General features: G+C 40.7%; 21 protein-coding genes and 1 pseudogene. 14 read left to right on the forward strand and 8 right to left on the reverse strand.

All coding sequences use genetic code 11. The features are described from left to right. Positions 1 to 48 precede the first annotated feature (48 nt). The 7 genes from E2K98_RS04175 (at position 49) to E2K98_RS04205 (ending at position 7,857) form a co-directional block, all read left to right on the forward strand. Positions 49 to 1,956, forward strand: coding sequence for a sigma 54-interacting transcriptional regulator (locus E2K98_RS04175; RefSeq protein ID WP_133333013.1), 1,908 nt, complete (start codon positions 49 to 51; stop codon positions 1,954 to 1,956). A gap of 498 nt (positions 1,957 to 2,454) precedes the next feature. Beyond that, positions 2,455 to 3,738, forward strand: a complete 1,284-nt coding sequence (locus E2K98_RS04180) for an MFS transporter (RefSeq protein ID WP_133333014.1) — start codon at positions 2,455 to 2,457, stop codon at positions 3,736 to 3,738. A 231-nt stretch (positions 3,739 to 3,969) separates the two neighbouring features. Further along, positions 3,970 to 4,143: a Spo0E family sporulation regulatory protein-aspartic acid phosphatase gene (locus E2K98_RS04185; RefSeq protein ID WP_133333015.1), complete on the forward strand. Its 174-nt coding sequence runs from the start codon at positions 3,970 to 3,972 to the stop codon at positions 4,141 to 4,143. 55 nt (positions 4,144 to 4,198) lie between these two features. Further along, positions 4,199 to 4,759, forward strand: a complete 561-nt coding sequence (locus tag E2K98_RS04190) for an NADPH-dependent FMN reductase (RefSeq protein ID WP_133333016.1) — start codon at positions 4,199 to 4,201, stop codon at positions 4,757 to 4,759. A 60-nt stretch (positions 4,760 to 4,819) separates the two neighbouring features. Then, on the forward strand, positions 4,820 to 5,125 hold the full coding sequence (locus tag E2K98_RS04195) for a hypothetical protein (protein ID WP_133333017.1): 306 nt from the start codon (positions 4,820 to 4,822) through the stop codon (positions 5,123 to 5,125). Between the two features lie 61 nt (positions 5,126 to 5,186). Beyond that, a complete protein-coding gene (locus tag E2K98_RS04200) occupies positions 5,187 to 6,380 on the forward strand; it encodes a thiolase family protein (protein WP_133333018.1) in 1,194 nt (397 codons plus the stop codon). A gap of 52 nt (positions 6,381 to 6,432) precedes the next feature. Beyond that, positions 6,433 to 7,857 carry an NAD-dependent succinate-semialdehyde dehydrogenase gene (locus tag E2K98_RS04205; protein WP_133333019.1) on the forward strand — a complete coding sequence of 475 codons (1,425 nt, stop codon included), beginning with the start codon at positions 6,433 to 6,435 and terminating at the stop codon, positions 7,855 to 7,857. Between the two features lie 146 nt (positions 7,858 to 8,003). Here E2K98_RS04205 and E2K98_RS04210 read toward each other — a convergent pair whose 3' ends face one another. Beyond that, the gene (locus E2K98_RS04210; protein WP_133333020.1) at positions 8,004 to 9,626 is read right to left on the reverse strand and encodes an SWIM zinc finger family protein; all 1,623 of its coding nucleotides are present in this window, start codon (positions 9,624 to 9,626) and stop codon (positions 8,004 to 8,006) included. A gap of 767 nt (positions 9,627 to 10,393) precedes the next feature. Here E2K98_RS04210 and E2K98_RS04215 point away from each other — a divergent pair. Both E2K98_RS04215 and E2K98_RS04220 read left to right on the forward strand, forming a co-directional pair. Then, positions 10,394 to 11,608 carry an MFS transporter gene (locus tag E2K98_RS04215; protein ID WP_133333021.1) on the forward strand — a complete coding sequence of 405 codons (1,215 nt, stop codon included), beginning with the start codon at positions 10,394 to 10,396 and terminating at the stop codon, positions 11,606 to 11,608. A 13-nt stretch (positions 11,609 to 11,621) separates the two neighbouring features. After that, positions 11,622 to 13,028: a M20 family metallopeptidase gene (locus E2K98_RS04220; RefSeq protein ID WP_133333022.1), complete on the forward strand. Its 1,407-nt coding sequence runs from the start codon at positions 11,622 to 11,624 to the stop codon at positions 13,026 to 13,028. Between the two features lie 362 nt (positions 13,029 to 13,390). Here E2K98_RS04220 and E2K98_RS04225 read toward each other — a convergent pair whose 3' ends face one another. Continuing rightward, entirely contained in the window at positions 13,391 to 13,942 is a 552-nt protein-coding gene (locus E2K98_RS04225; protein WP_133333023.1) for a DUF3231 family protein, read from the reverse strand. Positions 13,943 to 14,119: 177 nt separating this feature from the next. Beyond that, a complete protein-coding gene (locus E2K98_RS04230) occupies positions 14,120 to 14,668 on the reverse strand; it encodes an NADPH-dependent FMN reductase (protein ID WP_133333024.1) in 549 nt (182 codons plus the stop codon). A 355-nt stretch (positions 14,669 to 15,023) separates the two neighbouring features. Between E2K98_RS04230 and E2K98_RS04235 the strand changes: the two genes are divergently transcribed. The 3 genes from E2K98_RS04235 to E2K98_RS32280 all read left to right on the forward strand — a co-directional run bounded on the left by E2K98_RS04235 (position 15,024) and on the right by E2K98_RS32280 (position 15,964). Then, entirely contained in the window at positions 15,024 to 15,248 is a 225-nt protein-coding gene (locus E2K98_RS04235; RefSeq protein ID WP_026572771.1) for a spore germination protein, read from the forward strand. 85 nt (positions 15,249 to 15,333) lie between these two features. Continuing rightward, the gene (locus E2K98_RS04240; protein ID WP_133333025.1) at positions 15,334 to 15,558 is read left to right on the forward strand and encodes a spore germination protein; all 225 of its coding nucleotides are present in this window, start codon (positions 15,334 to 15,336) and stop codon (positions 15,556 to 15,558) included. A gap of 238 nt (positions 15,559 to 15,796) precedes the next feature. Continuing rightward, entirely contained in the window at positions 15,797 to 15,964 is a 168-nt protein-coding gene (locus E2K98_RS32280; RefSeq protein WP_165976167.1) for a spore germination protein, read from the forward strand. A 440-nt stretch (positions 15,965 to 16,404) separates the two neighbouring features. Here E2K98_RS32280 and E2K98_RS04250 read toward each other — a convergent pair whose 3' ends face one another. The 3 genes from E2K98_RS04250 to E2K98_RS04260 are packed head-to-tail and all read right to left on the reverse strand — an operon-like array spanning position 16,405 to position 17,435. After that, complete coding sequence (locus E2K98_RS04250; RefSeq protein ID WP_133333026.1) at positions 16,405 to 16,674, reverse strand: hypothetical protein; 270 nt, start codon at positions 16,672 to 16,674, stop codon at positions 16,405 to 16,407. Between the two features lie 5 nt (positions 16,675 to 16,679). After that, positions 16,680 to 17,063, reverse strand: a complete 384-nt coding sequence (locus tag E2K98_RS04255) for an SHOCT-like domain-containing protein (protein WP_133333027.1) — start codon at positions 17,061 to 17,063, stop codon at positions 16,680 to 16,682. After that, positions 17,064 to 17,435, reverse strand: coding sequence for a DUF2089 domain-containing protein (locus E2K98_RS04260; RefSeq protein ID WP_133333028.1), 372 nt, complete (start codon positions 17,433 to 17,435; stop codon positions 17,064 to 17,066). It lies immediately after the preceding gene. Positions 17,436 to 17,639: 204 nt separating this feature from the next. Between E2K98_RS04260 and E2K98_RS04265 the strand changes: the two are divergent. Beyond that, positions 17,640 to 18,616, forward strand: a pseudogene (locus E2K98_RS04265) (NAD(P)-dependent alcohol dehydrogenase). A gap of 25 nt (positions 18,617 to 18,641) precedes the next feature. Here the strand turns inward: E2K98_RS04265 and E2K98_RS04270 are convergent. After that, positions 18,642 to 19,130, reverse strand: a complete 489-nt coding sequence (locus E2K98_RS04270; protein WP_133333029.1) for a CBO0543 family protein — start codon at positions 19,128 to 19,130, stop codon at positions 18,642 to 18,644. 115 nt (positions 19,131 to 19,245) lie between these two features. Between E2K98_RS04270 and E2K98_RS04275 the strand changes: the two genes are divergently transcribed. After that, positions 19,246 to 20,253, forward strand: a complete 1,008-nt coding sequence (locus E2K98_RS04275; RefSeq protein WP_133333030.1) for a DUF3231 family protein — start codon at positions 19,246 to 19,248, stop codon at positions 20,251 to 20,253. Positions 20,254 to 20,329: 76 nt separating this feature from the next. Here the strand turns inward: E2K98_RS04275 and E2K98_RS04280 are convergent, their stop codons facing one another. Beyond that, complete coding sequence (locus E2K98_RS04280; protein ID WP_328591954.1) at positions 20,330 to 21,631, reverse strand: helix-turn-helix domain-containing protein; 1,302 nt, start codon at positions 21,629 to 21,631, stop codon at positions 20,330 to 20,332. Between the last annotated feature and the right edge of the window lie 124 nt (positions 21,632 to 21,755).

Below are 21,755 nucleotides of genomic sequence, written 5' to 3' on the forward strand. Positions count from 1 at the left end.
TTTATATAGTTAAATCATCCCCTATAGAATCATCCAAAGGAGGGTACCATGAAGCTTTTTGTGAGTGGATTTTCACCTTTAGATCAATATGTAGAAGAAGCGATAAAAATCAGAAAAGCAAATTTTCAGGAACTAGTGGTTCAAAGATTAGAGTCTCGTGATATCCTGAAAAACCCAACCTATATTCAGAATGATGACGTGTTAATTTGTGGTTCTACCATTTATGAAGTTTTTAAAAAGATAAATGTTAGAGGCCAGTTAGTTCCGATGAGAGTTCAAACATCGGACTTTTTCAAAGCCCTGAACCAGGCGGCCATGGTGGGAAATGAAGTAAATATCATCAATTATAAAGAAGTATTTTTGAAAAATGATACAGAAGAGCTGGAAAGAATTTTTAATATAAAGATTCATCAATATTACTATACCGATACAGAAGGAACGGATGTATTAATTGATGAACTGATCGAAAAAAACCAAAGTATTGTGATAGGTTCCGGTTTAATTGTCTCGAAGGCCATAAAAAAAGGGTTGAAGGGGTTTATTTGGTATGGCGAAGAGAGTATAAAGGTGGCCGTTGATATTGCCTTTAATCTGTTAATGGCTCGTTTTGAGGAGCAAAGCAGTCATAAAAGACAAGAATATATACTCGATCATTTTAATGAAGGAGTCCTTAGCTTAAATGTTACCGGGAGGATCATCCAGGTAAATCCTAAGGCCGTTGAGTTGTTAGGACTCCAAAAATATCGGGATTTAAGAGGAGTCAGTATAAAGGAAATAGATGAGCTTGACTGTATATATGAGCACCTTGTAAATTCTGATTATTCTGGTGGTAAATTACTTGAGTACGAGAATAAAAATCTATATTTGCAATCATTTCCTATTTACGTAAAGGATGTTAACGATGGCTCTTTATTCATTATTTCTGATGCAGTAGAAATTCAGAAACATGAGAAAAAAATACGAAGAAAACTATATGATGATTCAAACAGAGCGATTTATGAATTTGAAGATATTATTGGCAAGAGTGAGATCATCCAAAAGGTAAAAAACAAAGCGAAAAAGATTGCTAAATCGGATGCAAATGTGCTCATTATCGGCGAATCAGGAACGGGGAAAGAATTATTTGCACAAAGTATTCATAATGCGAGTTTACGATTGAACGAACCATTTATTGCGGTAAACTGTGCAGCCATTCCAGAGAATCTGCTTGAATCAGAATTCTTCGGATATAGTGAAGGAGCTTTTACAGGGGCAATAAAGGGAGGAAAGCCGGGACTATTCGAGCTTGCACATAAAGGAACGTTATTTTTAGATGAATTGGGAGAAATTCCATTAAGTATGCAATCCAAGTTACTCCGGATTCTCCAAGAAAAGATGGTAAGAAGGGTAGGGAGTGCAAAGTCCATTCCTGTTGATGTGAGAATCATAGCTGCTACCAATGTAAATCTTCCAGAACAAGTAGAACAGGGAAAGTTTCGCTTAGATTTATTTTATCGTATTGGTGTTCTGAAGCTAAATTTACCAACCTTAAATCAGCGCATAGAGGACCTGGAGGATTTGGTCTTATCTTATACAACCCGCAGGCATCCGAATTTTGTAAATGTCATAGAGAGATGGAACAAAGAAATTAGCCAACTGCTGGCAAAATGCCAATGGAAAGGTAATATCAGGGAATTGGAAAATAACCTTGAGAGGTTCTTTGCCTATTTGGAGTCTCCAATAAATATAACGAAACGGGATGTTTTAACTAACTTGATCGAAAGCTTAGAGGACAACCATTTTTCATTTAACAACCAGGTTACTGAAAATGAGACCTATCAAACACTTATAAAAGAAGCGGAGATTAATACGATCAAAGGGGTCTTGCAAAAGACAAATGGGAATAAAAAGGATGCAGCAAAATTATTGGGGATGAGCAGAAGTACTTTATGGAGGAAATTAAATGAAATCAATTAAATCGAATTTTCCCAAGGTAAAAAGTGTTTCATAAAACCTAAAGTGTTTCAATTATAAGACAATCGCGGTGATATTTATGAAAGCGGTTTACTGATAAAACCACTTAAATCAACCTTTCGCACTAAAAAGTTACTGTGGCATAAATCTTGCATATTCTTTTTATAAGGATCTCCCGTTCGTTATGGGATGGATTCAGTTTGTTAAATTGTCCTAGGAGAGGGGGATGAAAGAAGAATTTGCCAGAATAGTAGGATTTGAAAGTGGTTATGATTTTCAATTCAAAAACTCTACTCAATTTAGTATAAGAAGGGAGTGAAATGGGCTGTAAACCATTTGACGTTAATAGTGGATAAGCCGATACTTTAGGGCAATCCAGCATAATATAGAGTCACTAACTCAACAGCAAGGGTATTCCGCAGAAATTCTAAAAAAGGAATAGCTCCGGTAATAGAACTGGTTCCTATTTAAGATTATTAATCATTCGAAGGGATTGAAACTATGCGTTGGATCACTCTAGGTTTTTTATTTGTACTGTTTACAATCAATTATGCGGATAAATCCATTGCAGGCTTTGCGTCTGTCCACATTTCAAAAGAATTTGGTCTTTCACCCATACAATGGGGATTAGTAGGGAGCAGTTTCTTTTGGTCTTTTATTATTTCAAGTATCTTTGGCAGTTCCTTATCAGAACGCTTCGGAACCAAAAAAATGCTTTCGGTTATGGCATTCATCTGGTCGCTTCTACAGCTCGCTGCATTTGCCATACATAGTTTGGAAGCGCTCATCATCTATCGGATTTTATTGGGTGTTTTTGAAGGTCCCTTCTTTGCAATCGTTCTCACTCATTTATACAAATGGTTTGCCCCTGAATCGCGCGGGGCGGCTACTGCCATTATTAATTTTGGCAGTCCGGTTGGATCGCTTGTCAGTGCTCCGATATTAGTGTACTTGATTAATCATTTCGGCTGGAGAATGTCTTTTGCCTCACTAGGGATAGTGAGTTTAGTCTGGCTAGTCTTATGGGTATTCATCGGGAAAGAACAGCCGGAGAATAGTGCGGTAGAAAATAACATCAGTAAGAAAGTCGTACCAGCCAAGCCGAAAGTGAAATTTAGAGAAGTTTCTTCGGCCTTGCTCTCCCGTAACTTCATTCTTACCATCCTTCTTGCCTTTACAGCTTATTGGCTGCTCACTTGGATTCAGGTCTGGATGCCATCCTATCTAGTAAAGGCTGTAAAAGTGTCATCAACAGAGATGGCGAACCTTTTAGCTATTACAGGTTTGGGTGCAGGATTGGTTACGATTGGCATTGCGACGATCTCACGCTATATACACAAGAAAACCTCAAGTTATAAATTGTCCCATGTGGCTGTTATTGGGGTATCGGTATTGATCGGGGCAGTCCTATTTTTCTCCATCACAAAAGTGCACTCCGTTGCTTGGGTGATTTTCTGCTTCTGTGCAGGAAAAGGACTTTACTCCATCTCGATGTCGCTTGGACCGCACATGATCAGTCGATTAGTTCCAGAACGCAGTACGTTCATGATTGGGACGTATACAGCATGTACAACGCTGGCAGGGGTGATTGGGCCAATCGTTACCGGAAGTTTGGTACAGAAAGCCGGCAGTAATGTCATGCAAGGATATAATTCCTCAATTCTAATGTTTTCCGTACTTGGGGCCGTCTTTGCGATTACTTTTCTGATTATTGCAAATCCTGATCAGTATTTTCGAAAAAGGGCATTATCTGTTGAGAAAGAACGCGAAGATTTAATTGTATAGGATCAAGACTTGAGAAGCAGGTTTCATCACTGCTTCTCTTTTGTTATTCCTGAATGCATTCTAGCAAAAGAGAAAAATGGTGTTTCAAAATCGGAACCTGACCAGTTTAAATTTGAGACACATCCATGAATCACCCGCTATTTCAATAGAGTTAGAAAGTTGGTACGAAACTTGCATGATATATAAATAGAAATTAATACTTACTAAATTAATAAATGGGGGTAAAGGAAGATGTTTCTGTCCAAATCATTAAAGTTAAGGAGAGAAATTGAGTCATATCGAATTCAATTGTATAAACAATCTAAAAATCAAAAATTGAACGATCCCGTTTTAGTAGATATGAGTGAAAAATTAGATCAAAAAACTGCAGAGTTACAAAAGATGATTCATATCATGATGGCCTAGCCTACTAATAAAAGGATACATTTTCAATTCGAATTGATGGAGGAGGAATTACAAAATGAAATTACTAGGAATATCAGGAACCATTACAGGTTCAAAAACAAAAATTGTGGTTGAAAAAGTTTTAGAAGAAGTGAAGAAAAATCATCCCGACATTGAAGTAGAATTACTTGATTTAAAGCAGTTTGATATTCAGTTCTGTGATGGACGCAACCCATCCACGTATACGGGAGATACAAAAAAAGTAATCGATCTTGTTTCCTCGGCTGATTTTTATATTATTGGTACTCCGATCTTCCAAGGTTCGATTACAGGCGCACTTAAAAATTTATTTGATCTGATTCCTCCAAATGATTTCCGTAATAAGGTAATGGGATTTGTAGCAAATGGAGGGACATATCAGCATTATTTAGTCATTGAAAATCAGTTAAAACCAATCGCAGGCTATTTCCGTGCATATGTGGCACCAGGATTTGTTTATGCTCATACAGACCATTTCAACGCTCAGAATGAACTGGTTGACCAAGAAGTATTAGAACGGATTTCTGCATTAAGTGAAGAAGTCGTTTTTCTGCAAAAAGCACTTAATACAACAAATAAAGAGCACCAGTTAAATTAGAGAAAGTTTTTTCTATGTTGAGGCCATGGTGTGAACATAAACGTTGAAAGAGGGAGAATCATGCCAGCAGCGGACAAAGAAATCATTCATTTAACGGATCGATCTTTTGCACAAGTATGTGCGGATCAGTATGGAGTAAATAGAGGGGTATACAACACAATTGATGAATGGTTTTACACGCAGGGATTTCAAAATATTTTAGAAAGACGAAAGAACATCCTCTCTTTTCTTGAATTTATTAAAGGGAAAACTGAATTTAAAAATAGCCGTTGTAAATTTGGAAATGGCGGATTAACGATAAAATTACAAGAATACTATTCTTATAGATTTAAACCAATCTTAGCCAAAAGGGCCTCCAATCTTTAACTGGGGGCAATGGAAAAAGCGCCCTATCTGGGGAGCAAAAACATTCAAGGAGGAATGAAGAGTGAAAAATGTTGTCATTATTGACGCAGTACGAACGGCAATAGGTCGAATGGGCGGGAGTCTTAAGGATGTAGAAGCAGACTTCATCGCTTCGAAAGTGATTAACGAAATTCTGTTACGAACAGAAATGGAAAAAGACGCAGTTGATGAGGTGATCATGGGACAGGCGAAACAGAGTTCCGACTCGCCCAATCTTGCCCGCTTAAGCTTATTGCGTGCAGGACTTCCAGTGAAGGTACCTGGTTTTACTGTTCACAGGCAATGTGGATCAGGACTTCAGGCCATTAATTCGGCTGCATTGCAGATTATGAGCGGATTATCGGATGTGGTCATAGCCGGTGGTGTGGAGTCGATGAGTACAGCCCCCTATTATCTTCGAAAGGCGCGCTATGGATTGGGGGCAGGGAACGGAGAGATCATCGACCCGAATACAGAAAGCCAGCCACGCTCACAACCTATCGAAATCTATGGGAATCTTACCATGGGATATACAGCTGAAAATTTAGCAGAACATTACAAGATTTCGAGAGAGGAACAAGATCAATTTGCCCTTCGCAGTCAGGGGCTTGCCCTGCAAGCAATTAAGGAGGGGCGTTTTCAAAAGGAAATTGTTCCTTATTCTATTAAACAACGAAAAGAAGAGAAGACCTTTGAAATCGATGAGCATCCACGGTCAACCACTTTGGACAAGCTGGCTGGTTTGAAACCAGTGTTTAAAGAAAACGGTACGGTAACAGCAGGAAACAGCAGTGGGCGTAATGACGGGGCATCGGCCGTGTTAATGATGTCTGAAGAGGCTGCACAAAAACATGGGTTGAAACCAAAAGCAAAAATAATTGCTCAGGCTGTTTCAGGAGTTTCACCTGAAATTATGGGGATTGGCCCGGTACAGGCCACAAAGAAAGCGTTATCTATGGCAGGACTTTCTTTAAATGATATCGGTTTAATTGAATTAAATGAAGCCTTTGCTGCTCAAGCTCTAGCTGTGATCAAGGAACTGAATTTGGATTTGGATAGAGTGAATGTCAATGGTGGAGCCATTGCGTTAGGTCATCCTCTTGGGGCTACAGGTGCCATTTTAATGACGAAATTATTGTCCGAAATGGAACGAAGAGGAGAAAAATATGGATTGGTTACGCTCTGTATTGGCGGAGGTCAAGGAATAACAACCATCGTGGAAAATATGCAGGTTTAGGAATCAGCGCCGCTTGGTTTTAGTCTAGGAAGAAATTTACTGGAGGTAAGAGATGTATATAAATGGAGAATGGATAAAATCCGATAAAGTGATAGAAATCGTAAATCCTGCCAATGGCGACTATGTAGGTCAAGTTTATAAGGTTGGAAGAGAGGCAACTCAGAAGGCTATAGAGGCAGCGAAAAGGGCTTTCCCAGAATGGTCGGCATTTACAGGGGAACAACGGGCCGAGTATCTGCACAAAGTGGTAGATAAACTAGAAGAAAAGAAGGAATATCTAGCTCAAACGATTACAAAAGAAATGGGAAAAGCGATTCAAAATGCACGCTATGAGGTCGACAGTACGATTTCCTATTTTAAATGGTATGCAGAAGAAGCACGCAGAGTGTATGGTGATCTCATTCCAGCCTCTGTTCCGAATAAAAGAATATCCGTTATTAAGCAGCCAGTTGGTGTGATTGCGGCGATTACTCCATGGAATTTTCCTTTATCAATGGGTGCAAGGAAACTTGGACCTGCATTAGCTGCCGGGTGTACAGTCATTCTAAGACCATCTCGAGAAGCACCTTTGTCCTCATTAGAACTTTTTAAAATTTTTGATGAAGTAGGGTTTCCAAGCGGGGTTGTAAACTTAGTAATCGGGGATTCTAGTGAGATTGTTGGAGAATTAATGAGCAATAAAGAAGTGAGGAAAATTTCCTTTACAGGTTCGACTGAAGTTGGGAAAATCCTCATCAAACAGTCTGCGGATACAGTTAAACGTATTTCAATGGAGTTAGGTGGGCATGCTCCTTTTATTGTGTTTGAAGATGCTGATTTAGAGTTAGCCGTCGAGGGCGCGATTAAGAGCAAATTTGCATCAACAGGGCAGCAATGTGTCTGTGCGAATCGAATTTATGTTCATGATTCGATTTATCAGGAATTTTCGGAGCTTTTTGCCAAAAAGGTGTCTTCCATGGTGATTGGCAATGGTTTGGATGAAAAGACAGAGGTTGGGCCTCTTGTAAATAAACAGGCGATCGATAAAGTAATCGATCAAATTGAGGATGCGCAAATGAAGGGGGCGAAGGTTCTTTGCGGAGGTAATACACCAACGGGTGAAGAATATGAAAAGGGTACCTTCTTCTCTCCAACGGTATTACTTGATGTAAATGATGGGATGAAAATTACGTATGAGGAAACATTTGGACCTGTGGCACCTTTAATTCGTTTTTCATCTGAAGAAGAAGTGATTCAGAAAGCCAACAATGTTGAATACGGTCTTGCTTCTTATTTTTATACGAATGATTTATCAAGAACGTATCGCGTTTCGGAACAATTAGAATACGGAATGGTTGGTGTGAATGATCCGGCACCGTTCGCAGCACAAGCCCCATTTGGTGGAATAAAAGAAAGTGGACTAGGAAGAGAAGGAAGTAAGTATGGCTTAGACGAATACTTGGAACTAAAAACGATTTCTTTAGCGATTAAAATGTAGTATTTTTATCTTCTTTCTTAAATAAAGAAACAAAAACAGGCACCGCCCACACGGGCGGTGCCTGTCATTGTGTTGTGTCCGTGTGGAATGGACAAATCAAGTGAAAAATCCACGAGCGGTGCCTGTCACCGTATTGAATCACCGCATTAACCTTCGACCAACTTGCTCCGTTTGCATTCTTCGTGGAATGCGCGGAGGCGTTTGGTTCGTTCCATAAGGGTTTCGATGAAGTATTCCCAGTCGTCGACGCGTTTGACTTTTTTGTAGATGGTCCGCAGTTTTTTTAGGTGCCGTACGGCCATTTTGTAGCTGGAGCGGTTTTTGGCGTCGATTTCCCGCTGGGCCGATTGGTGGAGCAGCGCAAGCAGCACCTCGGGTTTTTCCTTTTCAATCAGCTTCACCCGGTCCTTCGGGATATCATAGAAATTCAACCCGACAAACGCCTGGAGCTCGCCCCATTTATCAAACATCCCGCGTTCAAACAGCAAATATTCATAATCCGAATAACTGTAAGGAAGCGTCTGCATCAATGCCTTTTCAAATAAATCAAAACGGTCGTTCCCGCCACAATAGGGGGCAATCGCCCGAATGGCCGTTCTCGTAAAACTTGAACAACTATGATAACCGTTCAGAGAATCCAAGTACTTTTTAATTCTTCCGATAAACAGTTCAATTACCGGTCCGACACGTTTCCATGCTTTCTGGCTGCTCAAAAGATCAATCCAGTAAAGGATGTAAGGCGTAGTCCAATCCTCTCCGGAAGCTTGGATTAACTTAAGTGCCGTATCATCCTTCTGCAGAAGAAAGTTCAAGTGAACCCCGGCAATCATCAGCGGTCCTGGGTTTTCCCAATCCTGGAGCTCTTTCATCCGCGTGCTAATTTTCAAGATTTCCTCTTCTCGCCAGTCCTTCTTTTTAAACAAGTTAGTCCAAAGCAGGCGGTAAAAATAGATCCGTTCAAATTCAAGACGCTGCACACAGGTCAACAAATCAAAGGCGTCGTCTTTCAATTTTAAAATAAACTCATCAAAATCAAACGGCATCGACTGCATGCCGATTTTCTCGACAAGCTCTTCGGCATCGTCCTGTAATTTTTCAAACACGCTGCCATAGGTACGTTTGGATATTTCCTCGGAGTGTTCCGACCGCTCACTGAGCATGGCCAGCTTTTTAAACGAAATGACTGTTCCAACCATTTCATAGAGCAGACGCCATTCTTTCTCCACCGGGGCACTGGCACGAACCTGCCGCTCATAAATTTTGAACAATTCCTCAATCACATAGGGGCTCGTCGATTTCTTCGATTGCAGAAGCGTATCAAAGCTTACTTCAAAGGAATGGACCCAACGTCCGTAATCCGGCTTCAACACACCATTGGCCTTGATCAAATCCTTCGCCGTCTGGAGTCCCCAGCTGGCGGCCGCCATTTTTTCCTTCATCGGTTCGCGCCACGCTTCTACCCACTCAGCGACACTGCCGACCTGTGAATAGGCTGCAAAAAAAACAGCCATCTGATGGCGGCACCATTCTTCTGATGGGCAGGAGCATTCACTCATCGTAAAAAAGGTAAGGTCGAGGGTTACCTTCACCGGTGTCACATCCTGAACTGTTGCCGTGACTGTAGTCTTGCCGAACGATAGCTGCGATACCAACCCTTGCCGGTACAGCATCAACCCCTTTTGGATCATCCTCGCATCCTCAGTGGAATTCGGACTCAGCAGATCCTTAATCTCGTCCGCAAACCCCTGTATCTCCTCCGTCAACTCCAAAACCAAAACCCCCTTTACCCGAAAAAATCCATATTCCACTATTATACCCAAAAAATCATAGTAAGAGGAGGGGAGTGCTTGAATCGACAAAATTCGGGTGGTGACAGGCACCGCCTGAATTTTGTCGATTGGATTTTTTCTTTTATGGTGCATAAATTATTGTGTTTTGGGCATTCTGTTATTAATGAACTAGTTCCTATCGTATTCTAGCTCTGATTTGGTTACCTTCTAGCCGGTTAATCTAGGGTTTACGATATGGGGCTAGTTTTTATTTTGGGTACTTTTTGCTTTTGGGGTTTTGGATTTACCCTCCGGTTTGGGTCATTTACCCACCAGTTCCGTAGTTTTACCTTCCGCTTTTGCTGTTTTACCGTCCACTACGACCTCTCATTGATCTAAATTCCGAAAAAGGTAACTTACCCTCCATTTTTATGAGGGGAAAAGTGAGATTTTCAAACAAAACTACGAAAAATCCACCAACCAACTACCTACCAATCCATGTACCCTCCACTTTTAAAGGTTCACCCACCGGTTTAGGCCATTTACACACCAGCTCAGTAGTTTTACCCTCCACTTTTGCAACTTTACCGTCCACTTCGAATTCAACCCGCCACTAAGCAATTCGACAAAATTAGGGTGGTGACAGGCACCGCCCGGATTTTGTCGAATATTTAGAAATCTATTGCGCGATGGCAAGTTGGGTTATATAATTATGGTCAAGACCGTTATTAACCGAAAATAAAAATCAAAGATGGAGGGTGAGTTGGATGGGTAGTGGTAGGCGTCATTTTATTTTCTCGTTGTTGTTCCTTGGGTGGTTGGTGGATTCGTTGACGTTGTTTGGGATGAATGTAGCGATTATTCCGATTAGTAAAGAGTTGCATTTGTCACAGACTCAAAGCGGGATGGTGATTAGCAGCTTCTGGTTGAGCAGTGCGTTAATGACACTGATTGCCGGCTGGGTCTCTGACAAATTTGGCTCCAGGAAAGTCATTGTCATTGCTGTATTTATCATTTCACTATTTTCATTGTTAACCGGGATGACCGGATCATTCATCGCAATTCTAGCAATTCGTTTTGTTCTTGGATTAGGGGACGGGGGTCTTCCAACAGGCTCAGGTGTGGCAATCACCGAAATTTACAAAAGAGAAGTACGTGCACGAGCCAAGTCGATGCTGCTAGCTGCACAACTAATCGGCGGAGTCCTCGCCTTATATCTTGCCGGCGTCATCGCAGACACATGGGGCTGGCGGGTGATGTTTTACATCGTTGGCGGTCTAGGTCTCGTTGTAACCCTATTACTCTTTAAATATTACAATCCACCAAAGGTTGAAAAATCAGCCAGCAATCATTCAAATTCCTTACCAATGAAAGACCTATACAAAAGTAAGCTTCTATGGACAATCGTCATTATGTATTTTTGTTCAAGTGTGGTCCACTGGGGATTCTCCTCCTGGCTGCCTTCATATTTGGAGCAAACCCGCCACCTGAATTTACGAGATGTGGGCTCACTTTCGATGATTCCACAAGCATGTGGATTGCTAGCGGCCGTTCTTACAGGTTTTTTAATCGATAAATCCTTAGTAGGCAAGGAAAAATTCATCGTTTTAATCGGCGCAATTGTTTCCGGTATTTGTTTGTATTTAATGTTCAAGGCACCAAATATTCAACTAGCGATTACTTATCAAAGTATTTTCTCCCTGGGCGATTCGGCGATTGCGATGGCAATTATCACGATTCCGCTCAAATATGTTTCGCAGAATATCATTGGCTCGTTTATGGGAATGATGTATTTTGCCGGGGGAATGGCCGGGTTTATTGCACCAACGGCAATGGGGGCGCTAATCGACAGCTTTGGAGGATCGTTCCAAGCAGCATTCATCTTCCTCATTTGCGCACTGGCGGTCGTGTTAATTTGCGGCTTATTCTATAAAATTCCCAAAAATAATCCTAGTATCATAGAGAACAACCAATCAGCATAAGAGGTGACCAAACATGGATTTTCGCACAAGATTATCACAAATTATCGAAGAAAAGCGGGAAAAATTGATTCAAGTAAGTGACCAGATTTGGAGTTACGCGGAAACAGGCTTCGAGGAGTTTCGATCAGCGGAGCTACTTTGCAAAACACTAGAAGAAGAGGGATTTTCGGTAGAAAAAGGCATTGCCGATATTGAAACCGCTTTTATCGGCAGCTACGGTAGCGGGAAACCGGTGATCGCCTTCTTAGGCGAGTTTGATGCCCTTACAGGGTTAAGCCAAAACGGCGGCGCCACACAACCGGCCCCCGAAAAAACAGGTGGCAACGGACATGGCTGCGGTCATAACCTGCTCGGAACAGGATCCCTTGCGGCAGCGATTGCCCTAAGAACCTACATGATAGAAAACAATATCGAAGGGACGGTCCGTTATTATGGCTGCCCGGGTGAGGAAATTGGCGGCGGCAAGACCTTTATGGCGAGAGCGGGAGTGTTTGATGATGTCGACTTTGCCTTAACCTGGCACCCGGGAACCACGAATAATATTTGGTCGGCGAGAACCCTTGCCTGTTATGAAGTATATTTCAAATTTAAGGGGAAAAGTTCGCATGCGGCAGCAACCCCGCATTTAGGCAGAAGCGCCCTTGACGGTGTTGAACTGATGAATATCGGCGTGAATTATTTACGTGAGCATATCATTCCTGAAGCACGGGTGCATTACGCGATCACCAATACGGGCGGACTTTCTCCAAATGTGGTTCAGGCGGAGGCGGAAGTTTTGTATTTTGTGAGGGCACCAAGGGTTTCGCAGACCGAAGAGGTGTACCAGCGGGTTTGCGATATCGCGCGGGGGGCGGCACTGATGACCGGAACCGAGGTAGAGATCGACCTCGCTTCAGCGCTCTCGAATGTGATTCCGAATACGACGCTAGAAGAAGTGATGTATGAGAACTTTGTGGAATTGGGTGTGCCTGAACATAATGAAGAGGAGCTTCAATTTGCACAAAAAATCCGGGCAACACTAGCAGAGGCGGACAAGAAGTTTGAGGTGGAGAAGAATCGGGCATTGGCGGGTAAAGATATGGCGGATCACATTAATCCGTTTTCTCCAGATGAATTTATGGCAGGGTCGACGGATGTGGGGGATGTGAGCTGGATTGTGCCGACTGCGCAATGTATGACGGCCTGTGAACCGCTCGGGACGCCGCTCCATACATGGCAAATCGTCGCGACGGGAACGACTTCGATTGCGCATAAGGGGATGCTTCATGCTGGAAAAATTATGGCGGCAACCGCGGTCGATGTTTTGCAGAGGCCGGAGCTTATTGAAAAAGCGAAGGCGGAGCTGGTGGAGCGCCGGGATGGCGAAGAGTATGTGTGTCCATTGCCGCCCGAGGTAAAGGAATATAAGGTTAGGATTTGATGACAAGGAAAAGGCGTGCACAGTGTGATAGCACGCTTTTTTTATATTCGATTAGATTTATTTCTTCATCAAAAGCACCCCGGTAGTTAAGGATGAAATTAGAGACAATCTCCGCCTATCTGGAAGGACATTTATAAGACTTTAAGCGGAAAAATGTCCCTCTGGCCCAGCTGGAAGGACACTTTTTGGTTTTTAAGCGGAAAAATGTCCCACCATCCAATCTGGAAGGACATTTTTAAGACTTTAAGCGGAATAATGTCCCACCAGCCTATCTGAAAGGACAGTTTTAAGACTTTAAACCGAATAATGTCCCGATGGAGTATATTAAAAAACCAACCCTTAAAGATTTGAGTTGGTTTTTGTTATCGTGGTAGACCAGGAGGATAGTAATAGGGGGGGACTTTAAGCCACCCTCGTTTACGCATAAGTGTTTTTAAGGTGGTTCCATACGTTGCCCATTCTAGATAGTTTTGCAACCAAATTAATCCGACATCATTTCGAATAGAATCAGCTTGTCCCTTCGAACACGCTTGCAAACAGGTAACTAGCTTGAAAGCTATACCATTTGCCAGTTCATTATCCGTCAACTTTACTCCTAAAGGAATATCATTTGGGTATGAATTTGGTTTTGATGATGATACATCCGGTAAGGGAATTCCCTCTTTTTTCATAAAATTGCTTAATTTTTTTACTTGTGATTCACATATTCGGATTACATCCGTTAACATTTCTTTGACTTCATCATCAGTTGTCGTATTTAACCCCATTTCCTCATAACGAATGAACTCTTCCATCAAAGTTAAATACGTCCAACAGTCACCCGCTTCAATGATATGTAATGGTGATTTTGCTTCATTTGTTGTATCAATCGATATTTTAAGCATATTCCAAATCGCTTCAAAAGGATTAGACATGATCATACCTCCTTAACTATATTATTCCAATTTTTAAAAAAAGAATGTAATTTTAGAAAGACCTTAAGGGAACAAGAAAAAGAGTCGCAGCATACAACTCTTTGTTAAACCCAAGGTTAGCGTCCTTCACAGCCCAAACTTCAATTTTCGATGTAAAATAAGGAACAGTCTAGCGTTTTAGTTTAAAACGTTGATGAATTCATCTTTTAATTTCTCTAACTGCTCTTTGACACCGCGATCAACCAGATTTCCTTTCTCATCAAATCTTTCACGGGCATTCCCCACTTGGATAATGGGTCTATTGATCAACTTTACATTTAAAGCATGCATAACATCCCGTAAATGACTTTGTGAGACTCCAACCTGAATGGAGGCAGCACCCATAACGGCAGTTGGTTTGCCTGCTAATGGTCTTTGTAAAGAACCGCGTGATAACCATTCTAGAGCATTTTTTAGCACAGCCGTATAGGACAAATTGTATTCGGGTGTACTAACGATTACAGCATCCGCAGACTCCACTAATTCTTTAAGTTTTAATACGGTTTCAGGCAAGTTGTTTTCTCTTTCTTCGCTAAAAAAGGGGAGTTCTGATAAATCAGCTATTGTAAATTTAATGTGATCGGGCAGCTGCTGTTCAAATGCACGTAATAAACCACGGTTAAACGAATTTTTACGTAAGCTGCCGCAAATCCCCACAATATGTAATTCGGATTTTAAGTCTTCCATAGTTAATCCTCCTATTGTATAAAATTGTCACTTTGACCATATAGTACAACGCCTATCGTAACAAGAACCATTTATCATAGGACTGAACATAAGAAGGGGAATGTTGTCATCAAAGTGGAACAAATCTAACACAATCTTTTGATCATTAAGTTCCAAAAGATAATTAATTTTGGGGAACAGGATTGTTACCGCCGAAGGTTAAGGAATATAAGGTTCGAATCTAATGACAAGGAAAAGGCGTGCACCGTTTGCACGCCTTTTTAAAAAATGCCTAAAATAAAAAAGCACAAGAACAAGAAGGGGTGCATAGCCTATTAAAACGAGTTTAACTTAAATAAAAAGGATGGCTGTCAAAATGCCTGCGATTATTTTTGGACCGGTAACAATAAATAATATCACTGGAAATGGTGATGTCCAATTTGGTGATAGCTTGTTCAACTCACCAAAGGTTGCATCTAAGACTCCTGCTGGTGCCGGTGGATTTAACACGGGAGCGTTCATAGTAACAAATACAGGTGTAAGTTCTACGAATTTTATTGACCCTGACGGAGTTGACCAGCCAACTATTGGTAATGCCTAAAGTAATAAAAACCGTTTTCCTTTCGTGATTTGGAATCTCTTAAAATTCCAAGAAATAAAAAATAATGAAAAGGATGGCTGCCTAAATGCCTGCAATTATTAATGGACCCGTATCAATCGATAATATCACCACAGATGGTAATGTTAAATTTGGTGACTCCATTTTTTTGACACCAAAGACTGATTCCAAAGCCTATGCTGGTTCTGGAGGATTTAACTCAGGGGGAGCAGTGATATCCAATACCGGGGTAAATGCTACAAATTATGTTGACCCTGATGTAGTAGATCAGCCAGTTTACGGTAATAACTAAAGTGATAACAACCGTTTTCCCCTTCGTGATTTGGAATTTCTTAAATTCGGGGAATATAAAAAATACCAGGGAATGAAAGTGCATAAAAAAAGCGGAAGCCGGCACAACATTCCTTGGTATTTTTTCATGTGTGGATGGTCAAGCCCTGACAGGGCGCGATTGATCATATCATATAAGTACAAACAAGTATAACAGCTTGCACATATAATGATGTAAGAGCACTTTAGGGGGAATACACTTGTTTGTTAAAAAAGACGGTATCCATATTGGTACCATTTCAGGCGGGGTTGTCAACTTCGGTGGGGCAGTTATTAATTCGCCAATAACTATATCAAAATCAGTTCGTGGGGCTGGAGGCGACAACACGGGGACAATCGTTATAACGAACGTAGGACGTAAAATATGAATTCAGAGTGCGATTTTGTTCCATTATTTTGTACGATCAGCAACAAAGATGACGAAAAGAGCCTTAAAAAGCAAAAGGGACAAGCATTTGCTTGCCCTTTTAGTAACACTAGTTTTAGGATGTTTGTAATAAACTAGGCATCCATCCAATCATATTTGGGTGAACACTCATAATCTACTGTAACTTTAAATGAGAGGATGATTGGAATGGCTTACTACATAATTTTGCATCACTACCATCCATGGCATATACCCATTTACGTGCCATTTTTTCCATCGCCGGTATCACCAGCTGCTCTTACCTATCGAAATTGGTTGAACAATTATGGTACAAAATACCTTTATTAGACTAGGCTGGTGTAAGGCGGCGTGCGATTAATAAAGAATAGCACGCCGCCTTGGCGTGCTCATTTTTTGCGTCAATTCTTCAAGAGTAATGCTTTAAAGCTTAACCGTTACTTCTGTTCCATCCTTTAGGATGGTTTCTAGCAATAGTAATCCTTTGTTCTCAGAAAGTGCATGCAGCAGTGGTTTCAAATCTTTTCTATCTATTTTTGGAACCTTAAAGGATTTTCCTTCCTTTTCGATTGCTTTATTTGCATATTTTAATATCCGTTCTGACGTAAGAATGGCACTAAGCATCGTTAAAAGGGCATATGGAACAGGTATGGTGAATTTTCGATCCTTTGTTTTAATTTTCACTTTTAACATAGGCATCACTCTATAGTTACAAATACTTTTTCACCTTTGGCCGAGGTGATATCAACGATTTGGCCGTCTACTTCATTTTCAATCGCCTCAATTAAGAGGTCAATATTAATATCTTTCACATATTTTTCAGCTTCTGGGATTTTTTCAGCAATACTTGTTCCCACTTTTAAAACTGCCTTTACCAGCTTTATGGGCAGATTGACATTTACATGATCGCCCTCTTCAGATGTCACGCGAATCTTGAGCATTTTATTTAGATAGGGTGTATCTTTTCTTTCTAGAATGGGGGTTTCTTTCCCCTGTAAGGCATTTATTAATTCTGTCGCATTCTTTTTATCCAGTTTCCCTTCCTCAACCATCGTTAATACACGTGAAATTTCCTCTTTCATTTAGGATTCCCCCTCTTTAATTAACTGTATGGCTTCTTCTGCGGTAATTTCCCCTTTTTCAAGCATGGAAACAATTCTTTTCTTATCGATGTCTGTTTTCTTTCCTGCGTTATAACCCAGTGAGCTAATAATCTCATCCAATTTCCCACGAACGGTCGGATAAGAGATTCCAAGCTCCTTTTCAACTTCCTTGATGTTTCCACGGCATTTCAGAAAAATTTCAATGAAATGAAGCTGTTCTTGTGCAAGAGCTGCAAATTTCGATAATTCAAATTCATTCTCCACCGTGGTATGACAATGAGTACATTGCAGCTTGGTAATGGTTAATTGCTTGCTGCAAACCGGACAATTAGAGATTAGTGGATAAGCCATTTTTATCTCCTTTCCTAACTTAACCTCATCATACTACATCTGAATTAAAAAATGAATAACACAATTAATATTATTTAAAAATTACATAAAATTAATTAATAATATTAATTTATATTTTAATTTTATTTGCTAAAAAGAGGTTCCTTCACAATTGTTCTATCTAATTATAAAAAGTAATAAATATAACGGATGGAGGAGGATAGAATGAAGGCAATTGTGTACACCAAATACGGTCCCCCTGAAGTTCTTCAACTAAAAGAGGTAGAAAAACCGATTCCGAAAGAGAATGAAATCCTGGTAAAAATAAAAGCGACCACCGTAACCGCAGCGGATATTCGGTCACGGAGTTTTACCGTTCCTCCGGCCTTTTGGCTGCCTGCCCGGATCACACTTGGTTTCAGACAACCAAAAAGGCGATCTTAGGAATGGAGCTGGCCGGAGAAGTGGAGTCCGTTGGGAAGGAGGTCAAACGGTTTAAGGAAGGTGACCAGGTTTTTGCCGCATCTTTAGCGGATTTTGGTGCTTATGCTGAGTATAAATGTCTGCCGGAAGATGGACCAATAACCTTTAAACCTTCCAATATCACGTATGAGGAAGCTGCCGCCATCCCAATTGGAGCCCGCACAGCCTTATTTTTTCTAAAAAAGGCTAATATACAAAGAGGTCAAAGGGTTCTGGTTTATGGTGCTTCCGGAAGTGTAGGAAGTTATGCGGTTCAGCTTGCCAAGTATTTCGGAGCGAACGTGACAGGGGTGTGCAGCACCACGAATTTGGAATGGGTCAAATCTCTGGGAGCTGACAAGGTTATGGATTATACTGCGGAGGATTTTTCCAGGATAGACGAGACGTATGATGTGATTTTTGAAGCGGTAAACAAGAGTTCGTTTTCAGCTTGTATGAAATGGTTAAAGAAGGACGGTACCTATATCAATGTCACGGAGCCGCTGCCAAGTGCTCGAATGCTTTGGACTCAAATGACTAGCAGCAAGAAAATATTATTAAGTCGAAATTCACCTGAAACCTCGGAAGCACTGGAATTTCTTAAAGAACTGGTTGAGACGGGGATGTTAAAAGTGGTCATTGATAGAACCTATGTGTTTGAAGATATTGTGGAAGCTCATCGATATGTCGAGAAGGGGCACAAGAAGGGGAATGTTGTCATAAAGGTAGAACAACTCTAAATAACAATCCTGTTCCAAAAGAAAATTAATTTTTGGGAACAGGATTGTTATTTGCTTTTCTGACGATTGCGATAAAGGCCCGAGAAATAAGAAAAGTGATACTCAATGAATAAAAGCTAGTAAAGGAATTCCACCCCTTTTTAAATTTAATTAAAGACGTGTATTTTTCTAAGAAATGCTCTGTTACGGTCATCGGAATACTAAAATAGAATACTTTAAGAAATACACCGAAAATATTGGATTTTTTTGTAACCTGGTTATAGTAAACACATGTTATCGGATAGAGTAAATAATCAAAAATAAAGCTAAAATCAAAGGTTTTTAATAATTTAACCGGATATTTGATGTATCCTTTTTTCACAATTAAATTATCTAATATGGAAGATAAAAATCCTTTAAAAAGAAAGATCAGTAACCAATCTTTAGCAGGAGGTTTTCGAATCAAATTTATAAATGAGATGATACCAAAAATCAATAAAGCCCATAATACACTTTTCTCGAATGTTTTTTTCATCACGACACCTCATCTTGAAGTATGCCCAAATTGATTGAGTGATTATTTAAGTTTGCATTAACTTCCATAATTATGGAAATGATAAAGAGAAATTATGGGATGGGAATGAAAATGAATGGTAGAACACTTACCCAAAATAACATCTGCTGAAATTTCGATGTTGTGGAGTACATATATTGGTGACACCATGTCTATTTGTGTTCTAAAACATTTTTTACAAACGTGTGAAGATCAGGACATTTCGCCGATCATCGAACTTGCTCTTAGCTATTCATATGACCATGTTGCTCAAATATCGGATTTATTCACAGAGGAAGGGATTCCTCTTCCGAATGGATTTGGAGAACAGGATGTGAACTTGAAAGCAAAGAAACTTTTTTCAGATGTAACGTACATGCGTTACTTGCATCATATGGGGAGGACGGGATTGAATTCATACAGCTTGGCTAAGTCCGTTTCTGCCCGCAAAGATGTCCGTAACTTGTTCAAACAATTTTTAAATCAAACAGAAATGTTGTATGACCGTAATGTGGAACTGATGCAGGAAAAAGGGGTCTTTATACGAGCTCCCTATATTGCTTACCCTGACAAAGTGGAGTATGTTACAGATAAAAAATTCCTTGGCGGACTGGTAGGCCATCGCCGGCCGCTCCTTGGAATGGAAATTGCGCATTTAGGGGTTAATATCGAAGTGGCAAATGTAGCGAAAACCATGCTTTTGGGATTTAGCCAAGTCGCTCAGTCTAAAAAACTGAGTGACTACTTTAAAGAGGGATATGATTTAGGTAAGAAAATGGTGGAAGATTTTATGATGAAACTAAATGAAGATGATGATTCTCATCCCTCCACATGGGATTCAACGATTACGAATAGCACGGAGGCACCTTTTTCGGATAAATTAATGTTATTTCATACGAATGCGCAAAGTGCGATTGGAATTGGAGATTTTGGACTTGCCATTGCGGCATCCCTTCGAAAAGATTTAACGGTCAATTATGAAGGTTATATCCTTAAGGTCGGGACATATGCCGGGGAAGGTGCAAAACTCTTAATTGATCATGGATGGTTTGAAAAACCTCCCCAATCCATTGATCGAGAAGCACTTAGAAACCAAAATAAATAATTTATACAAAAACTCCCTTTTACGAAAGGGAGTTTTTGTTTGAAAAAGTGACAGTATAAAACGGTTGCTTAGATCATTAAAATGGTGCAATCTTATAAATCTTCCGCGGTCTCCCACGTGTATGCGGCTTTTCCTCAGCTACCACTTCAGCATACCCTTTTTCTTCAAGCGTCGTTAAAATCCTGCGAGCACTTCTTGCTGGGATTTGCATGTATTTCGCAAGCTCATTGGCGTTCAGTTCGTCACTTGCTAATTTTTTTAAAGAAGATTTCAGTTTATTTAAGGTCATGACACTCAGTGATGTTTCTTGGCTGATCGATTCTAGTTGTTCGGATGTATAGGAATAGGTCAGCTGCTCAGGCTTTCCTAACGGGCCGGCAATGGTTTTATCATCAAAACAAACCATCCAGGAGCCTTTTCCGACTTCTTTCGCATGCAATAAGGCGTTTCCGGCATTAATTTCCGCATCATATACGGTTTGTCCGATTCCAATTCCGCAGGTAACAGCCTCTTTGCTGATCTGATCAAAATCTTCCATATCCGGTATTTGGCTATAGTTGTTCGTGATATCCTGCAAAAGGCCTCTCGTGGTAAAAATAACATAGCGGCCAAGTCCCGACGGTTTCACCGATCCATGAACGGTTTTGGTGTAGGAGAGCAGGGTCTCCATGTACTTGAGCTCGATGCGAAAAAGCTCGTCGGTCGAGAAATTATCTTTTTTCAAATCTAAAAACGAGTCGATTTCGATGATTTGGACAGCAATCTGGGTTGATTTATAATGCAGCATTTCGTAGGTGCGGAGGATTTGGGTCAGCACCGCCTCAGCCGCCATGGTGGACGGAAGGCTTCGATAGGCCGGAACGCCAAGACGCTGCAGTTCATGGTGAATCGGGTGTCCGGTGATGGCTGCTTTCGTTTTGCCGCTTTTCCAGAGTTCATAATGATAGTGAATTAATCCTTCGAGCGAAATCACTTCAGATTCTACATATTTTAGCTTGGTGGAAATCCCGGCCTCCTGTAAGGCATTTTCCCAGGTGGGGGCATCGCACGAGTCAAAACTGATTTCATCGACAGCAATTTTTTGTTCATATAATACCCGCAGCACGGTTTTGTAGAGAGTGGAGCCATTGTAGCCGACGTGAAAAACAGGGGCATCAATCTTATTCCAGTCCTGAACAATTTCATAAGTAATCGGCCCCGTACATAACCACATATCCATTTCATTGATCAAAGGAGCTACCTTCTCATCCAAATCCTCCTCCGTCAAAACCTCAACCGGCGTACAAATAAACTCCGAATACTCATTCGTCACAGACTGAATAATCTCCAACGAATCCGCAACCCCTAACAAACCTAAACGAATCTTCAAGTATCTCACCCCATTCCCGCACAATCACATTTTAAACTTATTATAGCAGAAGTAACGGGTGGTGGTTGTCATTCACTTTAGATGTTATTTTTCACCTATTTTAGTCGCTATTTTGCATGATAAATAATGATTT

Source organism: Bacillus salipaludis (assembly GCF_004358205.1).